The sequence below is a fragment of the Pyxidicoccus sp. M15 genome, from assembly GCF_056858435.1.
The window spans coordinates 9,994,022-10,012,828 of sequence record NZ_CM166495.1 but is presented as its reverse complement, the minus strand read 5'-3'; the positions used below and the strand labels follow the sequence as shown (position 1 = coordinate 10,012,828).

The window sequence follows — 18,807 nt, the reverse complement described above, 5'->3', positions numbered from 1 at the left end:
TCGGGGCGAGGACACTTCAGTCGAGCGAACGTCCTGCATCGAGCAGCTCCTCGAACTCCTCTTCGGGAGGAGTGATGTCCCGCAGGCCGCGGCCGCCCATCCAGTCCCAGCGCGCCCCCACGGAGAAGACGTTCTGCAACCCGAAGGGGTCCGACAGCAGCGCCCGGTCTTCCGCGAAGAGCATCAGCCGGTTGCCGTTCCCCGCCCACACGTTCCAGTCCAACCGGCCCGCCACCCGGTGCCGCAGATACGCCTGGGCGCGGTGTTCGTCCTGCATGCGGTACGTGAGCTCGTAGCCCAGCTCCGCCCGGGTGCCGCGCAGCGGTCCGCCCAGCAGGGCCGCCCACCGCGCGCCGCCGCCCGCGTGGTCCAGCGTGCCCAGGTCCGCGTTGGTGGTGGCGAACGTCCCCACCGAGCCCACGTGGTCCTGGAAGGGCTGCCAGCGCAGCGACAGCTTCGGCATCAGCCGCCGCGGGTGGTCCTTGCCGTAGCGCCAGTAGACGCTCTGGTCATACCGGTTCGCGTCCACCGCCGAGCCGCCGTGCGACGTCTCCATCGCCAGGCCCAGCGACGGCACCAGTCCCAGGTCCGGGCTCAGCCGCACCCACCGGTCCACCGTGGCCCGGCCGCGCGCGCTCCAGCGCAGCGTGTCCTCCACCGACTGGGTGAAGAACGCGCCGTGCAGGTTCAGCCGCAGGCGCAGCGGCAGCCGCGTCAGGTAGAGGTTCGTGTTGGCGCCGAACACCGTGGGCTGGCCCACCGGGTAGCGCGCCTCGGGCTCGAAGCGCAGCCACGCGCGGTCCTCCACCAGCTCGCGGCGCAGGCCCAGGCGCACGTCCATGCCCGAGCGCAGCGGGCGCTCGAGGACCTCGCCCTCCTCGACTTCCTCGCGGCGGAAGGCCAGCTCCGCGGAAATCATCCCCAGGCCGTGCGGCGCCTCCGCGGGAGGCACGCCCTCCGGCAGCAGCGACAGACGCGGCGGCAGCGCGGGCCACGGCAGGGGCTCCATCCCGGAGGACGCCTGCTCCCACCAGCGTCCCGGCGCCGCGGCCGGCGGCTCCGTCACGCCCAGCTCCACGCGCACCAGCGCCTCGCCCTCGGGCGACTCCAGGCGCACCTGGTGCGGGCCCTTGCCGGGCAACAGCAGCCACGTCTCACCCGCGCGGCCCACGGGGCTGGCGAGGCCCTTCACCGTGGCGTCCACGTCCTCCGGCAGGCCCAGGCGCACCGGCGGGCCGTCCTCGGCGCCCGCTCCGCCCGTGCCGTCACCGGAGGGCATCACCACGCTGGACAGCAGCACGTGCCGCCCGGCCTGGGGCGACAGCGCACGCGCCTGGATGCGCAGCGCGCCCGGCCCGAGCACCGTCATCACCACCGGCGTGCCCGGCTTGCTGCGCAGCAGCGTCAGCGGCTGCTGCGAGGACAGCGGCGCGGCCTGGCCGCCCGCCACGGACGGGTCCACGAAGCGCACCAGCCCGAGGGCCGGCGTCGCGTTGCGCCCGTGCAGCACCTCCACCTGGTGCCGGCCGCGCGCGTCCAGGACGAAGGTCAGCAGCGCCGTCTTCCCGTCCTCCACCTGCTGCTCCACGACGGTGCGGCCGTCCACGCGCAGCGCGAAGGCGCACGGCGGCCGGGGGCCGTCCACGCCCACGCGCGGCGTGGAGCCGCACAGCACCTGGGCACCCACGGGGCGCGGCTCGCGCACGTCCAGGCTCAGCACGCGCGAGCGGCCGGAAGGCAGCAGCCGGCCCTGCTCCAGCGGCCACGGCGGCGCCAGCAGCGCCTTGCGCACCGAGTCCCCCGTCTCCGCTTCCTCCGGGTCCCCGTCGGCGAGCGCGTCCAGCAGGCCCGCCGCCTGCTCCGCGTCGCGCAGCCGCTCCCAGTGCGTCCAGCGGCCCGCCAGCGCGCGCATGTGCCGCACGCGCGGGTGGTCCGCCCAGCCCTCGAGCTGCGCGGCCAGCGCGGCGCCCAGCGGGGCCCCGCCCTCGCTCCACGCCTTGGAGGAGGACTCCAGGCGCTCCAGGAGCCCCAGGGCTTCCAGGCCCACCTGCGGCAGGCCCGTCTCGCGGTACAGCGCCACCAGCGCGAGCGCCGCCGCCTCGTCCTGGCCCGACGCCGCCAGCCAGCGCGCCCGCAGGTAGCGCTTCGCCGCCGTGCCCGTGCCGTCGGACGTCAGCGTCTCCAGCGCGCGCTTCGTGCCCAGCTCCCGCGCCTTCGCCACCCGCGCCGTGAGGTCCTCCTGCTCCGCGCCCGGGAGCACGGACCATGCGGGAGCCATCAGCGTGGGCGCGGTGATGGCCTGACTGAAGCGCACGCCCTCGCGCGAGTCGTCCTGCAGGCGGCCCAGCAGCGCGAGCAGTCGCCGCGACTGCTCCGGCGACAGCCGCTGCTGGTTCTTCAGCAGGGGCACCAGGTCCGCGCGGGCGAAGCCGTCCTCCTGGAGCGACAGCAGCAGCTCCGCGCGGGCCAGCCGCGGCTCCGCGTCTTCCGGCGCCTCGCGCAGCCGGCGCGACAGCGTCAGCAGCGTGTCCATGGCCGAGGCCCCCGCGAGCGCCACGGCGGGCGCCACCGCGTCGAGCGAGCCCCCGGCGCCCCGGCGCACCGACAGCGAGGCGACGAGCGGCGTGGCCTCCCTGCCCTCCACCTCGAACCACACCTCGCGCGCCAGCGGCGGCAGCATCACCACCGCGGACACCGGCGCGGCGGACGTGCCCTCCGCGCCCTCCAGCGCGTGGTGGCTGGAGCCCGCGCGGCCCGGCATCAGCACCAGCTTCTGCGGCCGGCCCACGTCCGTGTGCAGGCGCAGCGTCACCGGCCTGGACGCATTCCCGAGCCCGCGCAGCTGGAGCCGCACCGGCGTGGGCAGCTTCGCGTCCGGCACGAGGAAGCGCACCGCCTTCTTGCCCACGCGCACCGGCCACTGCGTGCGGATGTAGCCGACCTCCGCCACCGCGCCGGGCGTCCCCGTCGGCGGCAGCGAGAGGTACGCCCGCGCGTCGGCTCCGCCTTCCAGGCGCACGGTGTGGTCACCGGGCGGCAGGGCAATCTCCACGGGCTCCACCGCGGCCAGCGGCAGCAGCGGGAAGGACTGCTCGCCCACGCGCAGCACCAGCGGCGTGCCCGCGCGGGACGGCGCCACCACGTACGCGCGCAGCAGCGTCGGCGCCTCGGCGGGGCCGGTGGCGTGCACGTGGGTGGTGGCGCCCGGCGCCAGCGGCCAGAGCGCGCCGCTCGAGGGCGTGCCCTCCTCGTCGTCGAGGGCCTGCACGTCCAGCCAGCGCGTGGGCCGCAGGGCGAGGGCGTCCTCCTCGGACGTGGGCGCCACTCGCGTCCAGCGGCTCGCCCGCCACCACGCGGAGCGGTAGCGGCGGCGAATCTCGTCGGAGAGCGGCTCGGCGCGCCACGCCAGCTCCAGCGCGGCCAGCTCGCGGCTGCGCAGCGGGTCTCCCAGCGGGAGCCGCGACACCAGCCCGGCGGCCTCGGCGGCGAGCCAGCCCGGCTCCGGGAAGGACGGCGCCGTGCCCAGCAGGGCGTGCGCCGCGTCCGTCTGCCGCATGTCCAGCAGCATCCGCGCCGCGCGCAGGCGCAGGTGCCACGCCAGCGCCGTCGGAGCCGCCTGGCCTTCCAGCGCGCGGAGGGCTTCCACCGCCTCCGGCACCCGGTCTCCGCTTGCCTCGTCCAGCGCCACCAGCGCGCGGAGGAGGGGAGGCAGGTCCTTCGTGTCGGTGACGGCGGTGAGGCCGGTGTCGCCCTCGGCCAGTTCCGGCGCGAGCGCGACGAGCTGCCGGCGCAGCAACGCGGCGCGAGGCGAGGCCTCCGTCTTCACTCCGTCCCACGCCTTGCGCGCCAGGTCCACCCAGCTCGACTCGTGCGCCAGCGCCTCGCCCAGCTTCGGACGGCGCGACACCACGCGGGCGCGGAGCAGCACGCCGCCGCCGTCCCAGTGCACGCGGTAGGCGTGCTTGCCCGGGCGCAGCGCCACGCGCACCTCGTTCTCGATGCCCACCCGCTCCCCCGAGGGGAGCAGGCGCGGCCGGCGGTCCTCGGGCAGCGCCACGTCGGCCGCGCCCTCCACCCAGGCCGGCTCCGGCGCCACGTCGGCGAGGGCCAGCACCGCGCCCTCACTGCGCACCTCCACCGCGACGGGCGGCGTCTCCGGGCCCCGCAGCACCGGACGCACCTCCAGCGCGAGCACGCCGGGGCCCTCCAGCTCCACGGCCCAGCTCCCGGTGCCCTCCTCGGGGCGCACCCAGGGCGCGTCCATGCCCTCCAGCGACACCTCCGCGCCGGGCGGGCGGGGACGGGAGACGCGCAGGCTCGCGCCGCGCAGCGGGGACACCTGGGTCCACTCGCGCAGCGCCGCGGCCTTGCGCCAGTCGCGCAGGGCGGTGCGCAGCGGCGAGCGCTCCGGCACGCCTTCGGCGAGCGTGGCCTCCAGCTCCGCATCCAAATCAAGCCGCGTGCGCAGCGACGCCTGGAAGGGCAGGGGCGGGCGCGGGCCCTGGCCGTCCACCCAGCGCAGCAGCGCCTCGCGCATGGCCTCGTCGGTGTGCGTCGTCTCGTAGGCGGTGGGCCGCTCCACCCAGACGCGGCCGGGCCGGGTGGCCGTCACCACCCAGATGCTGCCCGGGCCCATCGGCTCGGCGAGGTACCAGCGGCCGGGCTTCTCCGGCACGCCTTCCTCCTCCAGGCGCAGGTGCGAGCCCTGCGCGTCCGTTGCCACGGGCACGCGCACGAAGCGCAGCGTGCCGGGCGCGCCGGTGACGCGGGCCACGTCCAGCGGCCCCAGCCACAGCGCGGCGGCGCGCTCGGGCCCCACCTCCACGGCGCCCGTGACTTGAGGCACACCGTCCGGCACGTACGGCGCGGCGGCGCGCACGTCGATGGGAGTCACGGGGGCGCGCACCGGGCGCGGCTCCCAGCTCAGTCCCTCCACCGAGCGGAGCGCCTCCGACGGCGAGGCGGCGAGCACGGCCACCGGAAGCATGGCGAGGAGCCCTGCCAGCGAGATGAGACGGGTGCGGCGTCGAAGCGGAGACATCGGCGCTCAATCCTCCAAGGGGGCGAACAGCACGTGGCCCAGCCGCGCCAGCCGCTCTCCGGAGGAGAGGGACTTGCGGACCCGGGCCGACAACTCGAGGTGGAGGAAGTGCGCGCAATCGTAGGCCTGCAGCAGCCGACCCTGGGCGTTCTGCGTCCCGCCCAGCACCTGCGTCCCTTCCGGGTACAGGCGCACTCCCTCACCCCATGACTTCACCAGTCGCTTCGACACCCGCCGCGCCCACGTCGTGGGCTCGCGCGTGCCGGAGCTGACCACTGCCAGCAGAGACTTGTCCCGCAGCCCGCTCTCCGCCTTCGCGGTGCCGAAGCCGTGGAGCTGCACCACGCGCGGCGCGGCCAGCGTGCGCGCCACCAGGTTCGTCACCTCCTGGAAGAGGTGGTCCGGGTTGTGCGCGACGTCCGCCGGGTGCTCCGGGTCCTCGGGCGTCTCGCCCGGGTTGCCGTGGTAGCGGTGCGCGGTGGCCGTCATGAAGAGGCGGGGGCGCTCGCCCACGAGCCCGCAGGCGAAGAGCCCGGCGCCGATGCCCTCGGTGCCCCTGTCGAACCAGGGATGCGGCACCTGCACCACGTCGTCCGTGGCGGGCCCGGTGCGGATGACGTAGGCGCCCGCGCCCCGCAGGCGCTCGGGCTTCTCGCGCAGCACCCAGAAGGTGTCCTGCTTCCCCTCCCAGACCTCCAGGCGGAAGCCCACGGAGGAGGCCAGCTTCTGCGCGCCCGCGGGCGGTGTCGTCGCCTCCGGCGCGGCCTTCAGCAAGGCGGGGATGAGCTTCGCGAAGGCGGCGCGCTCCTCCAGCGTGGTGGGGTGGAACTTCACCTCCGACGGCTTCGGCCACAGCCCGGCGAAGCGCGCGTCCGGGGCACAGCCCTTGATGGGGCGGACGGGCGGGGTGGCGTCGTCCGCTTCGGCAGAGGAAGTGGCTGCCTCATCCGTGTCGGGCTCCGCGCCCGCGGCCTCCTCGTCCTGCTCCGCGGTGCCTCGCGGCGCGGTGCGCGGGGACTCCTCGCGCCGGGTGCGCGTCTCCTGGCCCGCGGGCAGCGGGCGCGTGCGCGACTCACCGGGCGAGGACGTCTGCCCCGCTCGGGACGGCTGCGTGGGCTCGGGCATGGACACGGGGCTCGAAGCGGGCCTGCCGGCGGGCTCGGACGCCATGGCGAGCGGCGCCAGGCCGGGCGCCGCCAGGACGCCCGCCGCCAGCCAGCGCGCGGCCCCGCGGAACAGGCAGCGGCTCACAGCGCGTCCTCCAGCTCCCAGCCCGTGCGGTTCCACTCCTGCGTGGGCTGCTCGCCGCGCTCATGGCCGAACATGAAGAAGCGCGTCCACACCGGCGAGTCCCCCAGGCCGTGCGGCACCACGCGCACGTGGTGCAGGCCCGGCGCCAGGTCCTCGCCCAGCGTCACCGACACGGTGCGCGCGTACCAGCGCGCCTGCGGGCGCCCCGCGGGCGTGGCCGGTGCGCGCGAGGATGCCGGCAGCGGCAGCACCCGCTCCGCGCGAGTAACTCGGGGCAGCAGCACGCCACTGCGGCGGCGGGGCTGGCCGTGGTCCAGCGTCACCGACAGGCGCTGCTGCGGCCCGCTCTCCGGCTGCTGCGTATAGACGACGATGTTGACGGTGACGGCGCCCGGGCCCGGCTTGCGCACCGGCACGCTCAGGCCCTCGCCGTTCATCCGGTACACGGTGCGGGCGCCCAGCCCGCTGCCCGCCACCGGCGGCCGGTTGAGCGTGGCCGTCAGCCCCTCGACGCTGGTGCGCAGCATCACCTCGTGCTCACCCGGCGGCAGCGGCGGCAGCAGCTCGCGAGCGCGGGTGGAGCGCAGCGTCCAGCGGTGCACCGGCTCTCCGTCCAGCACCACCTCGACCTCGCTGCCCAGCCCCTCGGTGCCGTCCAGTGACAGGCGCAGCTCCGGCCGCGACGGCGAGCGCGCGTCGAAGTGCGTGCGCACCGCGCGCCCCGGCGTCAGCAGCGTGGACAGCGCGCGCGTCGCGTCGGCGACGCCCTGCACCGGCTCCAGCACCTCCTGCGTGTCGGGGCTGCCCAGCGGCTTGAGCACCACCGTGGTGCCCGACGGCGAGGACACCGTCTCCAGTCCCTCCGGCTCCAGGCGCACCTGGCTGAGCAGCTCCAGCCGCGCCCCGCGCCGCGTCAGCTCCGTCACGTTCGCCGGGCGCAGCGGGTACCAGGTCCTCCGGTCCAGCGGCGCGTTGCGCCAGCGCACCCCTTGAAGGCCCTCATCGAGGTACGGCGCCAGTCCCACCAGTCCGCCCTGCGGCTGCAGGAAGGTGGAGAGGAACACCGCCGTCGGCTTCGAGGCGTGCAGGCGCACCCTGCGCGCTCCGGCCGGAAGGAAGACGCGCGCGCTGGTGGGGACGGACACCGGCATGGGCCGGTCCGTCACCTCGCCCGTGCCCGCGTCGGCCGTGGCCGCGCGTGCGTCCGCGCAGGGCAGCAGCTGGCCGGGAACCCGCGGCAGGTCCGCGCTCTCGAAGGTGGCCGGCTGGGCCCCCACGTCCATGCGCGTCTGGTCCATCACCTTGCCGCGCGCGTCCAGCACGGTGAGCACCACGTCCGAGGCCTTCTCGTCCGCGGCCCCGGTGACGCCGAGCCGCCGCGCGTCCAGCCGCAGCAGGCGTCCGGCGGAGTCCATGTCGGTGTCCAGCTCCAGCTCCAGCGTGGCGCAGCCCGGGCCGGTGATGAACGCCTCGGTGCGGCGCATGTCGGGGAGCCAGGCGATGCGCGCGTCGGGCTGCGCGGTGGGGCGCAGCTCCTCCGGCGCGAGCCAGGCCCCGGCCGGCCCCTCCACCGTGTAGCGCAGGTCCTCCTTGCCCGCGTTGTGGATGGAGAGCGTGTGCAGGCCCTCCGGCACGTCGAGCACGTGCGACACCGGAGCGCCGCTGCTCAGCGCGGGAAGCTCCCAGGTGCGCTCCGCGCCGGTGGCGCCCAGGGCGCGGACCGTCACCGGGCCTGCGGGCGTGGGCGTGCCGCCCTCGGTGTCCGGCGTGGTGCTCCACAGCCACAGCACCGCCTGCGTGGGGCCGGTGACGTTGAGGGCGACGCCGCTGCCGGCGCCCAGCCGCTCCTGTGCGGACTCGGCCACCTCCACCAGCGGCAGGCGGAACGGGGTGCGGTAGACGGGCTCGATGAAGTAGTCGGTGCCGGCCTCGCCCTCCGCGCTCAGCCGCTCCCACTTCTCCTCCGCCAGCCGGTGCCGCGTCTGCGCGGACAGCTTGTCGAAGGGGAGGAAGGTGGTGCGCTCCACGCGCTCCTCGGCGCGCAGGTCGGCCGCGCGCTGCGAGGACAACAGCGGCAGCCGCCGCTGGGTGCGCACGTACACGCGCACCAGCAGCGTGCCGTGGAGGCCCGCGGGCTTGAGGTAGATGACCGCCGGCTCCGGGCGGGGCGGCGGCGGCAGGCGCACGAGGAACTCGCGCTCGTCCGTCACCTGGACGTTGGGGTCCGTGGCGAAGGCGCTCTCCTGCAGCCAGGTGCCGTCCTCCTGGGGCTGGGCCTTGCTCTGCCGCGTGCGCGTGAAGAGGGGCTTCTCCAGCAGCACCTGGTCCGGGCCGCGCAGCAGCACCTTGAGGCCGTACTGGTACTGGCGCTCGGGGCCGTAGGTGGTGCCCTCGGGCAGCATCAGGTGCGTGACGACGCGGAGCTCCTCGGCATCCGAGGGCACCTTCACGCGCATCTCCTCGTCCGGCTTCAGCCGGTAGAAGACGAGCCGCTCGGCGCGGGCGAACTTGTCGTCGCGCAGCGCGGCGGTGGAGCCGGAGCTCTTCACCACGCTGGCGCTCGCGGCGTAGATGAGCCCCAGGGTGACGACCAGGCCCACCAGGGCGAGCAGGGCGCGGGATTTCGTCTTCATCGGCGTCCCTCCGAGGACGTCAGCTCGCCGGTGAGCACCACGGGCCTGCGGTGGCGCAGCGCCTCGTCCACGGCCTCCTCCAGTCCGTCGACTCCCGCCACCAGGTCCACGCGCTTCTGCGGCGCCGGGTGCTGCTGGAGGAAGTACACGCCGCGCAGCACGTGCCGCCCCTGGCGTGCCTCCACCACCAGCCAGGGCAGCCCGTGCACCGCGCTGTAGCCCGCGCGCACCGACTGCGTCACCGCCCCGGCGCGGCCCGCCCGGGCGAGCATCCGCAGCTCATGGACGTTCTGCTGCAACACGTAGCGCTCGGCGCTCGCGGTGAGCGCGGCGAAGCGCTCCTGCAGCGCCGCGGGCACGGGGCGCGTCGACGTCTGGAGGCCGGGCTTCATCAGCGCCTGGAGCGGAGAGTCCTCGGCCGGCGCTGGCTTCGTCAGGCCCGCCAGCGCCAGCTCCGAGGCGACGAGGCGGGGGCCGACGAAGGCGCCGCGCAGCGGCTCGGACAGCCACAGCGTGGCGGCGCGCGCCCCGCCGAAGGTGCGGGAGAAGGCCGCCTGCGGGCTCGCGTCCGACAGGCCCGCCAGCTCCGGCGAGCCGTCGTGGTAGCGCACGCGCGAGGACAGCCAGCCCAGCGGCCCGCTCGCCGCCAGCAGCCGCTCCAGGTCCGCGGGGCGCTGCTCGGGCTGCAGCACCGGGCCGCCCACGTCCACCAGCACGTCCGCATTCACGGCGGGCCGCCCCGAGTAGCCGCGCACCTGGAGCACCAGGCCGCTCCCCTCGGGCAGCGCGCGATGCACGGCCTGGTGGAAGGCCTGGAAGGTGGTGCGCAGGTGGCCCTGGGTGGCCGGGTGGGGTGCCTCCGCGGAGGCGCCCGGCATGGCCACCACCAGCGCGCGGCCGCGGGCCTCCTGCCACGCCTCCAGCGCCACGGCGAGCGTGCCCTGCTCGCGGTCCGGCGCGGGCACCCCGAAGGCGAGCGTCCCTGTGCCCGGGCGCACCAGCAGCGCCGCGCCGGCGCGGCCGGACTGGCCCTCCGTGTCCGTCACCCACCAGCAGGGGCCGCTGTCGGCGCAGCCGTCCACGGGGCGCACCTGCAGGCCCATGAGGCCCGCCATGGCCGCGGCCCAGCGCGCGCGCAGCGACTCCGGCAGCGTCGCCCCGCCGCCGCCCAGCAGCGGCGTGGCCACCTGCTGCTCCAGCACCAGCAGCTCCGCGTCGGTGGGCCGCGGCGCGGCGCCCTCCGCGTACGGCGCGGACTCCGGGGGCGACAGCAGCGCGGCCCGTGCCTGCGCCTGCGTGAGGGGCTCGGGCAGCTCCGGCAGCCCCTCCAGCGCCACCGTGGCCAGGTCATGCGGGTGGGCGCGCAGCACGCTCAGCCGCGCCTCGCCCCAGGACTGGCCGGGCTCGGGCGGGGCCACGTCCGTCACCGTCGTACCGGGCCACAGGCGCTCCAGCGTGGCGGGCAGCTGGCCACCCGGCACGTGCAGCTGCGCCTGGCCCGCCGCCAGCGTCGCGTCGGCGCGCACCTGGACGCGCTCGCTCTCGGACAGCGCCACGTGCGCGTTGCGCAGGGGGGCGTCCGGCTCGACGAGGGCGTCACCCGTGCGCAGGCCGGCGCCCACCGTGTCCAGGCCGCTGGCGATGATGGCGCGGCAGCGCACGCGCTCGCAGAGGGCGGCGGCGGCCTCGGCGCTCGGCGCCTCCGTCAGGGGACGGGGCACCTCCAGCACGGGCCCGGGCGCGCCCGGCACCAGCACCGCGGTGTCCCAGCCCAGCCGGCCCTCCACGCGCTCGCGCTCCACCAGCGCGAAGCGCTCGGGCGCCCCGGCGGGCGTGTTGGGCAGCGCGCGCAGCTCCAGGCCCAGCGCCTGGGCGCGCTCGCGCACCACGCGCTCGCCTTCGATGCCGCCCGTCTCCAGCCACGCGCCCGCGGCGCGCCACAGCGCCACGTACTGGCGCAGCTCACCGTTGCGGCGGCGCAGCGGCACGCCGCTGGCGTCGTTCTCACGCGCGGTGGCGTGAGCGAGGGCCATGACGCCCAGGGGGCTCTGGTCCAGCCCCAGCCCCGGCGCGCGCGCGGTGAGCTGCTCCGCGGGCAGCGCGGTGGCGGGGCGCGGCTCCACCAGCGACAGGCCGAAGCCGACGAGGCTGCCCACGAGGAAGCCCGCCAGCGACGTGTGCACCGTGGCCAGCATCACCCGCGCCACGGCCTTCTTCTGGAGGATCTTCACCGCCAGCAGCGTGGGCACCAGGTAGCCGAAGCCGAACAGGTCCGTCACCTTGAGGCCCGGCACGCGGCCGCCCAGCGCCCAGCCGATGCCCCACTTCACGACGAAGCCGAGACAGAAGACGAGCACCGTCTTCCTGGGGCCCTCCAGGTTGAGGGTGCGCAGGCCCGGCATGGCCAGCAGCGCGCGGGTGCCCCCCACCAGCAGCAGCACCTCCAGCAGCGTGGCCGCCAGCTTGGCCGGCTCCAGCCACGTGAGGGCCAGCAGCGCCGGCACGAGGATGCCGTTGAAGTCCCAGCCGTAGTTGAGGTTGAAGCGCGCGGCCAGCAGCGCCGTGGTGAGCAGGATGATGTAGGCCTTGGGACTGGCCAGGAAGTCCTGCGCCACGTCCTCGTACATCAGCTCCAGGCTGGAGAAGGACAGGTTGGTGGCGGGCAGCAGCACGAAGCGCAGGAGCGCGTAGGTGAGCACCACCGGCACGCCCACCTGCCACAGGCCTCGCCGCAGCTTCAGCTTCCAGAAGGCATTGGCCGTCAGCGGCACCAGCACCAGGCCGATGCTGTGCAGGCTGCGGTCCAGGGCGAACGACGTGCCCCACCGCGCGTCCAGCCAGCGTCCCACGTGCGGCAGCAGCACCGCCTCGCTGAGCGCGCGCACCAGCACGCTGGAGAGGACGATGGCGAAGAAGCGGTCTCTTCCGAAGAATTCGCTCCACGCTCCCGTCCGGCTCATCCCGGCGGAGAGCCCCAGCGCGAGCGCGTAGGTGAGCATCGCCTCCGCCACGACGGTGATGCCCGCCTCCGGGTGGATGACGAAGACGGAGGCCAGATAGCCAGGCACCACCAGGCCCACGAAGACCCACCCGAACATCTCGGTGAGCAGGGCGAGAATGAGCACGCCCACGAGCACCGCCGCCAGAATGGAGGTGTCGAGGGAGTAGGCCGGGAACAGGGTCAATGTGGAGAAGAGCGCCATGACGTCGCTCCGCGCCAAGCTAAGGAGCCTCTTCTCACCGGCCAGTAAGGCCCTCCCCAGGACGTGGGAATCGTCGGCCAGGGAACCGACGGGACGCGCCCGACTGCTGGCCGGTGGACAGTGCCACCGGCCCGAGGTGCAGACGGGCCGCTCCGGGCGCGCGTGGGTGTGCGCGTCAGCGTCTCAGCGGCACATGGACTGCACGCACCCCGCGCCCGGATGGATCAGCGACAGGCGGTGTAGCTGGCCGCCGCGGGGCAGCCCAGGCCACTGCCCGGAAGTGAGCACGGGACGGTGTCCGCCAGCGCCTGGATGACGGCGCCCGCCGCGGCGCCGGTGCCGCGCAGCGTCGCGGACTGCTCCAGGTGGAGGAAGCGGTCGCTGGCGGCGGGGGCGTCGGAGTAGCAGGCATCCCCGGCGCCATTGTCGATGCGGCCCTGGACGTTGGTGGTGCCGCACAGCGTGCGGTGCTTGCCGGAGTCGTCGGCCGCGTTGCACGAGAAGGCGCGGCGCGGGCCCGCGGGCAGGTGCTGGTTGAGGGCGTCGCGCAGGCGCACGGACAGCGAGCCGGCGCGGTCCTTCGAGGTGCCGTCGCTGACGACGGCGGCCTCGGGGCCGTTGCCCTCCACGTCCATGCCGTGGACGCTCACCGCGATGCCGGCGGGGTAGGTGTCGCGCAGGGCGCGGTGCGCGGAGGTGAAGAAGTTGTTGGCGTAGTGCGCGGCGTCGGACATGCGAAGGCCGGTGGTGCCGCACACGCCGGAGGTGCCGCTGCACGGGCTGGTGGCCGCGCCGGCGCAGCGGTTGGCCCCGGTGATGAGCAGCGCGCGGGCGCCGAGCGCCACGAGCTGCTCCGCGCCCTGGCGCAGGGTGCCCTCGTCGGAGTCGGCGTGCGGCGTCTCCAGCCACAAGTCCCGCGCGGGCGCGAGGTTGATGATGAACGTGCCGCCGCCGCGGCCCTGGGTCGTGTCCGCGAGGACGAGCCAGCCGTTGCCGCTGTCCTCGTCACGGTAGGTGGAGAGCGAGTAGCCGAGCTGGGAGAAGTCCAGCACGCGCTCCGCGGAGGCGCCGGTGGCGAGCAGCTCGCGGAAGGCCCGCTCGAAGGCGGTGAGCTCGGTGCCGCCCGGCTCGCGGAAGCCCTCGCTCTTCGGCGCGGTGATGGGCACCGTGGCGAGCCACGTGCGCAAGCTCCCCTGCTGGACGGGCAGGCCGGCGGGCAGCGCGCACTCAGTAAGGGGCGCGGGCGAGGAGGTCTCCGGCGTGGGCTCGTCGGAGGCCGTCTCCGGCACCGAGGGCTCGTCAGGGGCTGCTCCCGGCAGCGAGGGCATGGAGGTGTCGGGCGTCGTGCCAGAGACAGGCTGGGACGGCGTCGAGGGCGCGGGGGACTCCACGGCACCCGGCGCGTCGGTCGAACCCACACCTCCTCCAGTGCCGCCAGTGCAGCCAGCGAGGGCGAGGAGAATCAGCGAGCAGGCGAGCGAGCGCTTAGGAAAGGTCGTCGTCATTGACGAAGCCGAACAGCCGACCGGTGGGGACCATTCTTTCCCCCGTGTCCGGCACGGGACGGGCCACGGGGCGGTCGTCCGCCCGCCTGCACCACGGCTGGCGGGCCGTCAGTAGAAGAAGCGCGTGGACAGGATGAGGCGCACTGCGTTGGCCGCGCGTCCGTCCTGGTCCTGCCGCCGGCCGAAGAGCAGCTCGGAGCCCACCTCGAAGGAGCGCATGGGCCGCACCTTGAGGTTGCCGGAGAGGTAGTGCGTCGTCTCCAGCGTGGTGCCGGGGAGCGTCGCGGGCGGGGACACGTCCAGGTAGCCGTAGGCGAACGTGGAGGCGAGCCACTCCGTCCACTGCGGCTCGACGCCGACGTAGAAGCCCAGCGAAGGCACGGGCTCCAGCCGTCCCGGCGCGACGACGACCGCGTCCAGCCCCTGGCCCGTCAGGTCGCTGATGTAGCTGCCCAGGCCGCTGCCGTAGTGGACCTGGGCGGACGCGCGCCACTTCGAGGGCTCCCACGTCCACAGCGCGTTCAGCATGACGCCCCGTCCCAGCGCGGTGTCCCCGACATCGCCCTCGAGCTCGTAATAGGAGAACCACCGCGCCAGCCCGGCCACGCGGAGGTTGCGCCCTTCGCCGAAGTCCCATTCCAGCGCCACCGCCATGTCCATCAGGGGCGTGCGCACCGCTTGCGTTTCCTCATCGGCGAGCGTGATGTCCGGCTCCGGCCGCTCCAGCGACGCCTGCACGAGCAGCGGCCCCAGCGTGGGGCCATAACGCAGCATCTCCCGCCGCGCGGCCAGCATGGAGCCGGGCCCCTGGAAGTCGAGCGTGTCGGGAATGGACTCCAGCCCCATGAAGGTGGACCACTTGCGTCCCGCCAGGAGCGGGCCGACGGAGGCGTACACCTCGTAGACGCGGAAGTCGCCGCCGCTGGAGCCCTCGCCGTAGAAGTCGCCGGACACATGGCCGATGAGCGGCCCCAGCCGGGACAGCTTGCCACCCTCGAAGAAGAGACGGCTCTGCTTCGCGTTGAAGTTGAGGTTGGGCCCGCGCAGCTGGGAGCCGATGGGGATGGAGGCGGCGACGAAGTCCTCCTCGTTGGTGATGGGCCGGAAGTCGTAGTTGAGGTCCACCTTGATGCGGCCGCGGAAGGTGACGTAGCCGCGCTTCAGGTCCTCCTCGGTGGCCGGCCCCGTCTTGACCACGATGCCCGTGAGGTCCGGGTCGATGAGGGCGCCCGGGACTTCCTCCGGCTCCGCCTCGGTGGTGGGCGGCTCGGGCTGCTCGGACTCGATGGCCTCCTCGGCCATGGGCGCGCCGGCGTCCGGGGCCGTGCCCGCGTCGGAGGCCGCGTCCGCGGGAGCGGGGGAGGGGAAGGCGAGGGCGCCGGCCGCGACGAGCGACAGCGCGCACAGCACCACCTGACCGGCCGTCCGCATGGGGCCCTCTCCCGGCTTCCGAGGGGGAAGTGGAGGGAGAGGATGCGGAGTCAGCGCCGGGGCAGCACCACGCCCCGGGGTGCCGCGAGGCTGTCGATTAGTCCTCTGCGCACTCCATTCGCTGCTCGTCGCGGCGCAGCTCCCTGCGCGTCAGCGAGTCTCCGGACACGGTGAGGCGGGTGACCTCGTCCGCGCTCGTCACCGAGCCACACTCCGCCACCGTCGCCCTGCAGGACCGGACGAACTCCACGATGCCGCTCTTGTCGCGCTCGACGTCCGCCACGCTGCAGGTGAAGCCCTGGGGGCCCTGGCGCACGTCGCCCGAGAAGCGCTCCTCGCCCACCACGTCCTCGGTGGCGAGCACCGCCCCCGACTTGTCGGTGAGCGCGAAGACGTAGTGGGTGCGCGTGTACGACTCGCCGGGCTCGTCCCCTTCGGGCGCGCTGGACTCCTCGTAGGTGAGGACCCGGAGCATGCGGCCGCCCGACAGCTTGAATTCGTGGGAGTCGGCCTCGAGCGTCGCCTCATCCGTCTTCGGACAGGCCCGCTTCTTCTCGGGGACCTTCACGTCGCGCGCGTAGGCGTCGGGCGCGACGAGCTTCAGCAGCTCCAGGGCGCGTCCGCCCTCGTCCGCGGGACAGAAGCCGATGACCCACACCCAGAACCCGGGCTTGAGGCCGCGCACGGTGTTGCTCTGGACCAGCGTGGGAAAGCCCTTCGGAACGACGACGCCTCCGTCGGCCAGGATTGCCTCGAGCTGCTTCCAGGTGGGCTCCAGCGACTCCACGTCGGCCTTGTTCTTCGAGCCCTTCCAGATGAGCGCCACGCTCTCCTGGGCCGCGGCCGGGGGCGCCCACGCCAGGGTGAGCGCGAAGGCCGCGACGACGAGCGCCAGCGCCCTCACGCCGACCCGTCCGCGCGCTTCAGGGCTTCCTCCACGTACTGGATGCCCCGGGGCGTAATCGCCTTGCCCTTCTTCGTGTCCTGGGCGTAGCCGCTGTGCAGGCGCAGCGCCTTGGCGGCATTGGGCGCGGCGTACGTGACGCCCAGCTCCCCCCAGAAGCGCGACATGGTCCCCGACGTCACCTCCACGTCCGCATCCACGGCGCGCGCGAGGTAGAGGGGGATGAGCGAGCGCACGAGCTGGTCCTTCTGCCGGCCCGCCGAGAGCAGCGCCTCGTGCCGGGGGTGCGCCTTGAGCGCCTCCACCAGCCGGGCCACCACCACGGAGGCGTCCTGCGGCGAGGCCGCCTCGCCTCCGGTGCGCGCGGCCTTCTTCGGCTTCGCGCGGCTCCGGGAGGCCGCGCCCTTGCGCGCCTTCGGAGCCTCCGCGCCGTCGCGGGCGGGCGCCTTCGCGCTCTTCGCGGCGCGGGCCTTCTTCGCCTTCGCGCGCCGGGCGGGAGCTGGCTTGGGACGGGCGGGGACTTCGGCCTCGGGGGCCTCGGCCTCGGGCGCGGAGGTCTCCTCCGGAGCCGCGGCCTCGGCGACGGGGCGCGGGCGCGGCGTGCGCTCGACGACGGTCTGCGCGGGGGCTGGAGCCGGCGGGCGCGGCGGCGGGGCGTGCCCCACGGCCTCGTTCCTCGGCGAAGCCGGTTCGCGCGCATACCCCAGCAGCGCGCGCACCTCACCCACGACACCGCCCAACCCCACGTTCTGGAGCAGACCTTCCAACCGGGAAGTGAAAGACACCTGGCGAGCCCTCCTGGACCCGCGCACGTTACCCCAGGATGGGGCTGATCCGGATCAGGCCCCGAACGAAGGCGGGCGCCCACCCCCCCGTGGGCTCCAGGGGGACGGGGCGCCCGACGCCGGGCCTCACGGGGCCCCGTGTCTCACGGCAGGGTGTTGAACAGGCCCTGCGCGTTGGGGGCCCCCCACCCGGTGGGGATGTCCCAGCCGGGGCCGGAGACATACCCCCGGTCCGACACGCCCACGGTGATGTCCCGGAAGGTGTCCTGGACGGCGGGCGTCGTGTAGAGCGTCGAGTTGAGCCAGCCGACCACCGGCTTGTTCTCCGCGACGCGCGCGCTGTTCACCACGGCCACCATCGCCGCGAAGATGGGCGAGCCGAACGAGGTGCCCGTGTTGGGGACGGTGTTGCCCAGCCACGTGTACCAGTAGCCGGTGTCCGCGTTGAGGGCCACGTCCGCCACGGCGCGGCGGCGGGGCACCTGCGGCAGGCCCTGCTGCCACTCGGGCGTGGGGAACGTCATGCTGATGCCCGAGCCCGAGTACAGCCAGGTCACCTCGCTGACCACCGTGTTCCCGTTCATCCTCAACTGGGTGCCGCCCACGGAGGTGACGTAGGGGCTGGAGGAGGGCACGTCCACGCCGGCCGAGTCACCGCCGGCCGCCGTCACCGTGATGCCGAGCGCGGCGGCCATCATCGCGGAGGCGCTGTACTGCTCGTGCACCGCCCTGGGCTCCGAGTCCTCGCGGTGGCAGAACGAGTCGGTGATGACGGACACCTCGCCCCGGGCGATGGCCTCGTTGAAGGTGTAGATCATCGACGTGTTGCGGGCGTCGGGGCCCATGTAGACGCGCACGTCCGCCTCGGGAGCCATGACGCTGGCCCACTCCACGTCGAGCTGCCCCTCGCGGTAGCGCGTGCCGGGCGGCTCCATGGTCTGCACCACGGTGGGGTCCGCGCGCTGCACGCCGAAGATCTTCCAGAAGGCGCGCAGGTCCTTCCACCGGAAGCTCGCGCCGACGACGACGCCCAGCTTCACGCCCTTGCCTCGGAAGCCGCGCTGGTAGAGCGGATTGAGGCCGTACGCGCTCGCCACCTGCTGCGGGGTGAGGCCGTTGGTGATGGGCTGCGGCGGGTCGGTGGGCACCTCGCCGAACTCGCCGGGCAGCGGCCCGGGGTCGGTGGGCAGGTCCACGGCGACGATGGAGTTGATGCGCTCCTTCACGTACTGCGGCGCCTTGATTTCCACGTTGGGCGGCAGGCCGTAGACGTTGTGCGGGTCATTGCCGCCCTGCGGGGACTTGCGCTCCAGGATGATGAGCTGGACGCCGAAGGCGGCGTTGAACTGTGCCACGGTGCCGGTGAAGTGGATGAGCAGCCGGTTGGTGGCGATGCGCTCCACCTTCAGGCCCACCGACTCCAGGTGGTCCGCCACCAGCTTCACGTCCTGCTCCCACGGCGCGTGCCGGGCGTTCCACTGCTGCGGCGTCATGTAGCGGCGGAAGCGCTCGCTCTTCGGGTCATAGAGGTCCTTGATGGTGGCCTCCAGCTCCGCGCGGTTGCGGATGGGCAGCGCCACCAGGCCGCGGATGAGGTCGGTGTTGGGCGCGGGGCCCAGGTCCGTGTAGACGCCCGTCATGGGCCCGGGCACGCCGTCCGGCGTGGGGGTGGGCGTCTCGTCCAGGTCGCCCACTGGCGGCGGACCTTCCGGGTCCGGCGGAGGCGGCTCCGGTGGTGGTGGCTCTGGCGGAGGTGGTGGCGGCGGTGGTTCCGGCTGCGGCTGCGGCGTCGGAGCGGGCTGCGGAACCGGCTCGTCGGGATTGGTGCCGCTCGGCCGGGCAACGGGCACCAGTCGGTCCGAGTCACGGCAGCCCACGGCGCCCACTGCCGTCAGGGCCAGCAGGCCCGCAAGGATGCTTCCTCTCATGATGTGCTCCCCCACCCGTGCGGCTCGCCTCCACCGGCCGGCCGACTCCCATCCCGCCCTCCTCTCGGAGGACCCTCTGCAGGACTGACGGAAGGGAAGGTGGGTGCGACGCGGAGGGTGTGCAAC

Annotated in this window: 9 protein-coding genes; all 9 read right to left on the bottom strand. The window is 74.6% G+C overall.

Annotated elements, in window-relative coordinates; genetic code table 11:
* Nucleotides 1-16: 16 nt before the first annotated feature.
* Nucleotides 17-5,041, bottom strand: coding sequence for a hypothetical protein (locus ACX9TP_RS37140; protein ID WP_482975390.1), 5,025 nt, complete (start codon nucleotides 5,039-5,041; stop codon nucleotides 17-19).
* A 6-nt stretch (nucleotides 5,042-5,047) separates the two neighbouring features.
* Nucleotides 5,048-6,292, bottom strand: a complete 1,245-nt coding sequence (locus tag ACX9TP_RS37135; protein WP_482975389.1) for a hypothetical protein — start codon at nucleotides 6,290-6,292, stop codon at nucleotides 5,048-5,050.
* Nucleotides 6,289-8,925 carry a hypothetical protein gene (locus ACX9TP_RS37130; RefSeq protein WP_482975388.1) on the bottom strand — a complete coding sequence of 879 codons (2,637 nt, stop codon included), beginning with the start codon at nucleotides 8,923-8,925 and terminating at the stop codon, nucleotides 6,289-6,291. The genes ACX9TP_RS37135 and ACX9TP_RS37130 overlap by 4 nt, the downstream gene beginning before the upstream one ends.
* Complete coding sequence (locus ACX9TP_RS37125) at nucleotides 8,922-12,128, bottom strand: poly-gamma-glutamate biosynthesis protein PgsC/CapC (RefSeq protein WP_482975387.1); 3,207 nt, start codon at nucleotides 12,126-12,128, stop codon at nucleotides 8,922-8,924. Before ACX9TP_RS37125 ends, ACX9TP_RS37130 begins: the two co-directional genes overlap by 4 nt.
* Before the next feature lie 224 nt (nucleotides 12,129-12,352).
* A complete protein-coding gene (locus tag ACX9TP_RS37120; RefSeq protein ID WP_482975386.1) occupies nucleotides 12,353-13,546 on the bottom strand; it encodes a hypothetical protein in 1,194 nt (397 codons plus the stop codon).
* Nucleotides 13,547-13,741: 195 nt separating this feature from the next.
* Nucleotides 13,742-15,064: a DcaP family trimeric outer membrane transporter gene (locus ACX9TP_RS37115; RefSeq protein WP_482975385.1), complete on the bottom strand. Its 1,323-nt coding sequence runs from the start codon at nucleotides 15,062-15,064 to the stop codon at nucleotides 13,742-13,744.
* Nucleotides 15,065-15,161: 97 nt separating this feature from the next.
* Nucleotides 15,162-15,968, bottom strand: coding sequence for a hypothetical protein (locus tag ACX9TP_RS37110; protein WP_482975384.1), 807 nt, complete (start codon nucleotides 15,966-15,968; stop codon nucleotides 15,162-15,164).
* Complete coding sequence (locus ACX9TP_RS37105) at nucleotides 15,965-16,753, bottom strand: hypothetical protein (protein ID WP_482975383.1); 789 nt, start codon at nucleotides 16,751-16,753, stop codon at nucleotides 15,965-15,967. The genes ACX9TP_RS37110 and ACX9TP_RS37105 overlap by 4 nt, the downstream gene beginning before the upstream one ends.
* A gap of 143 nt (nucleotides 16,754-16,896) precedes the next feature.
* Nucleotides 16,897-18,681: a S53 family peptidase gene (locus ACX9TP_RS37100; protein ID WP_482975382.1), complete on the bottom strand. Its 1,785-nt coding sequence runs from the start codon at nucleotides 18,679-18,681 to the stop codon at nucleotides 16,897-16,899.
* Nucleotides 18,682-18,807 lie beyond the last annotated feature (126 nt).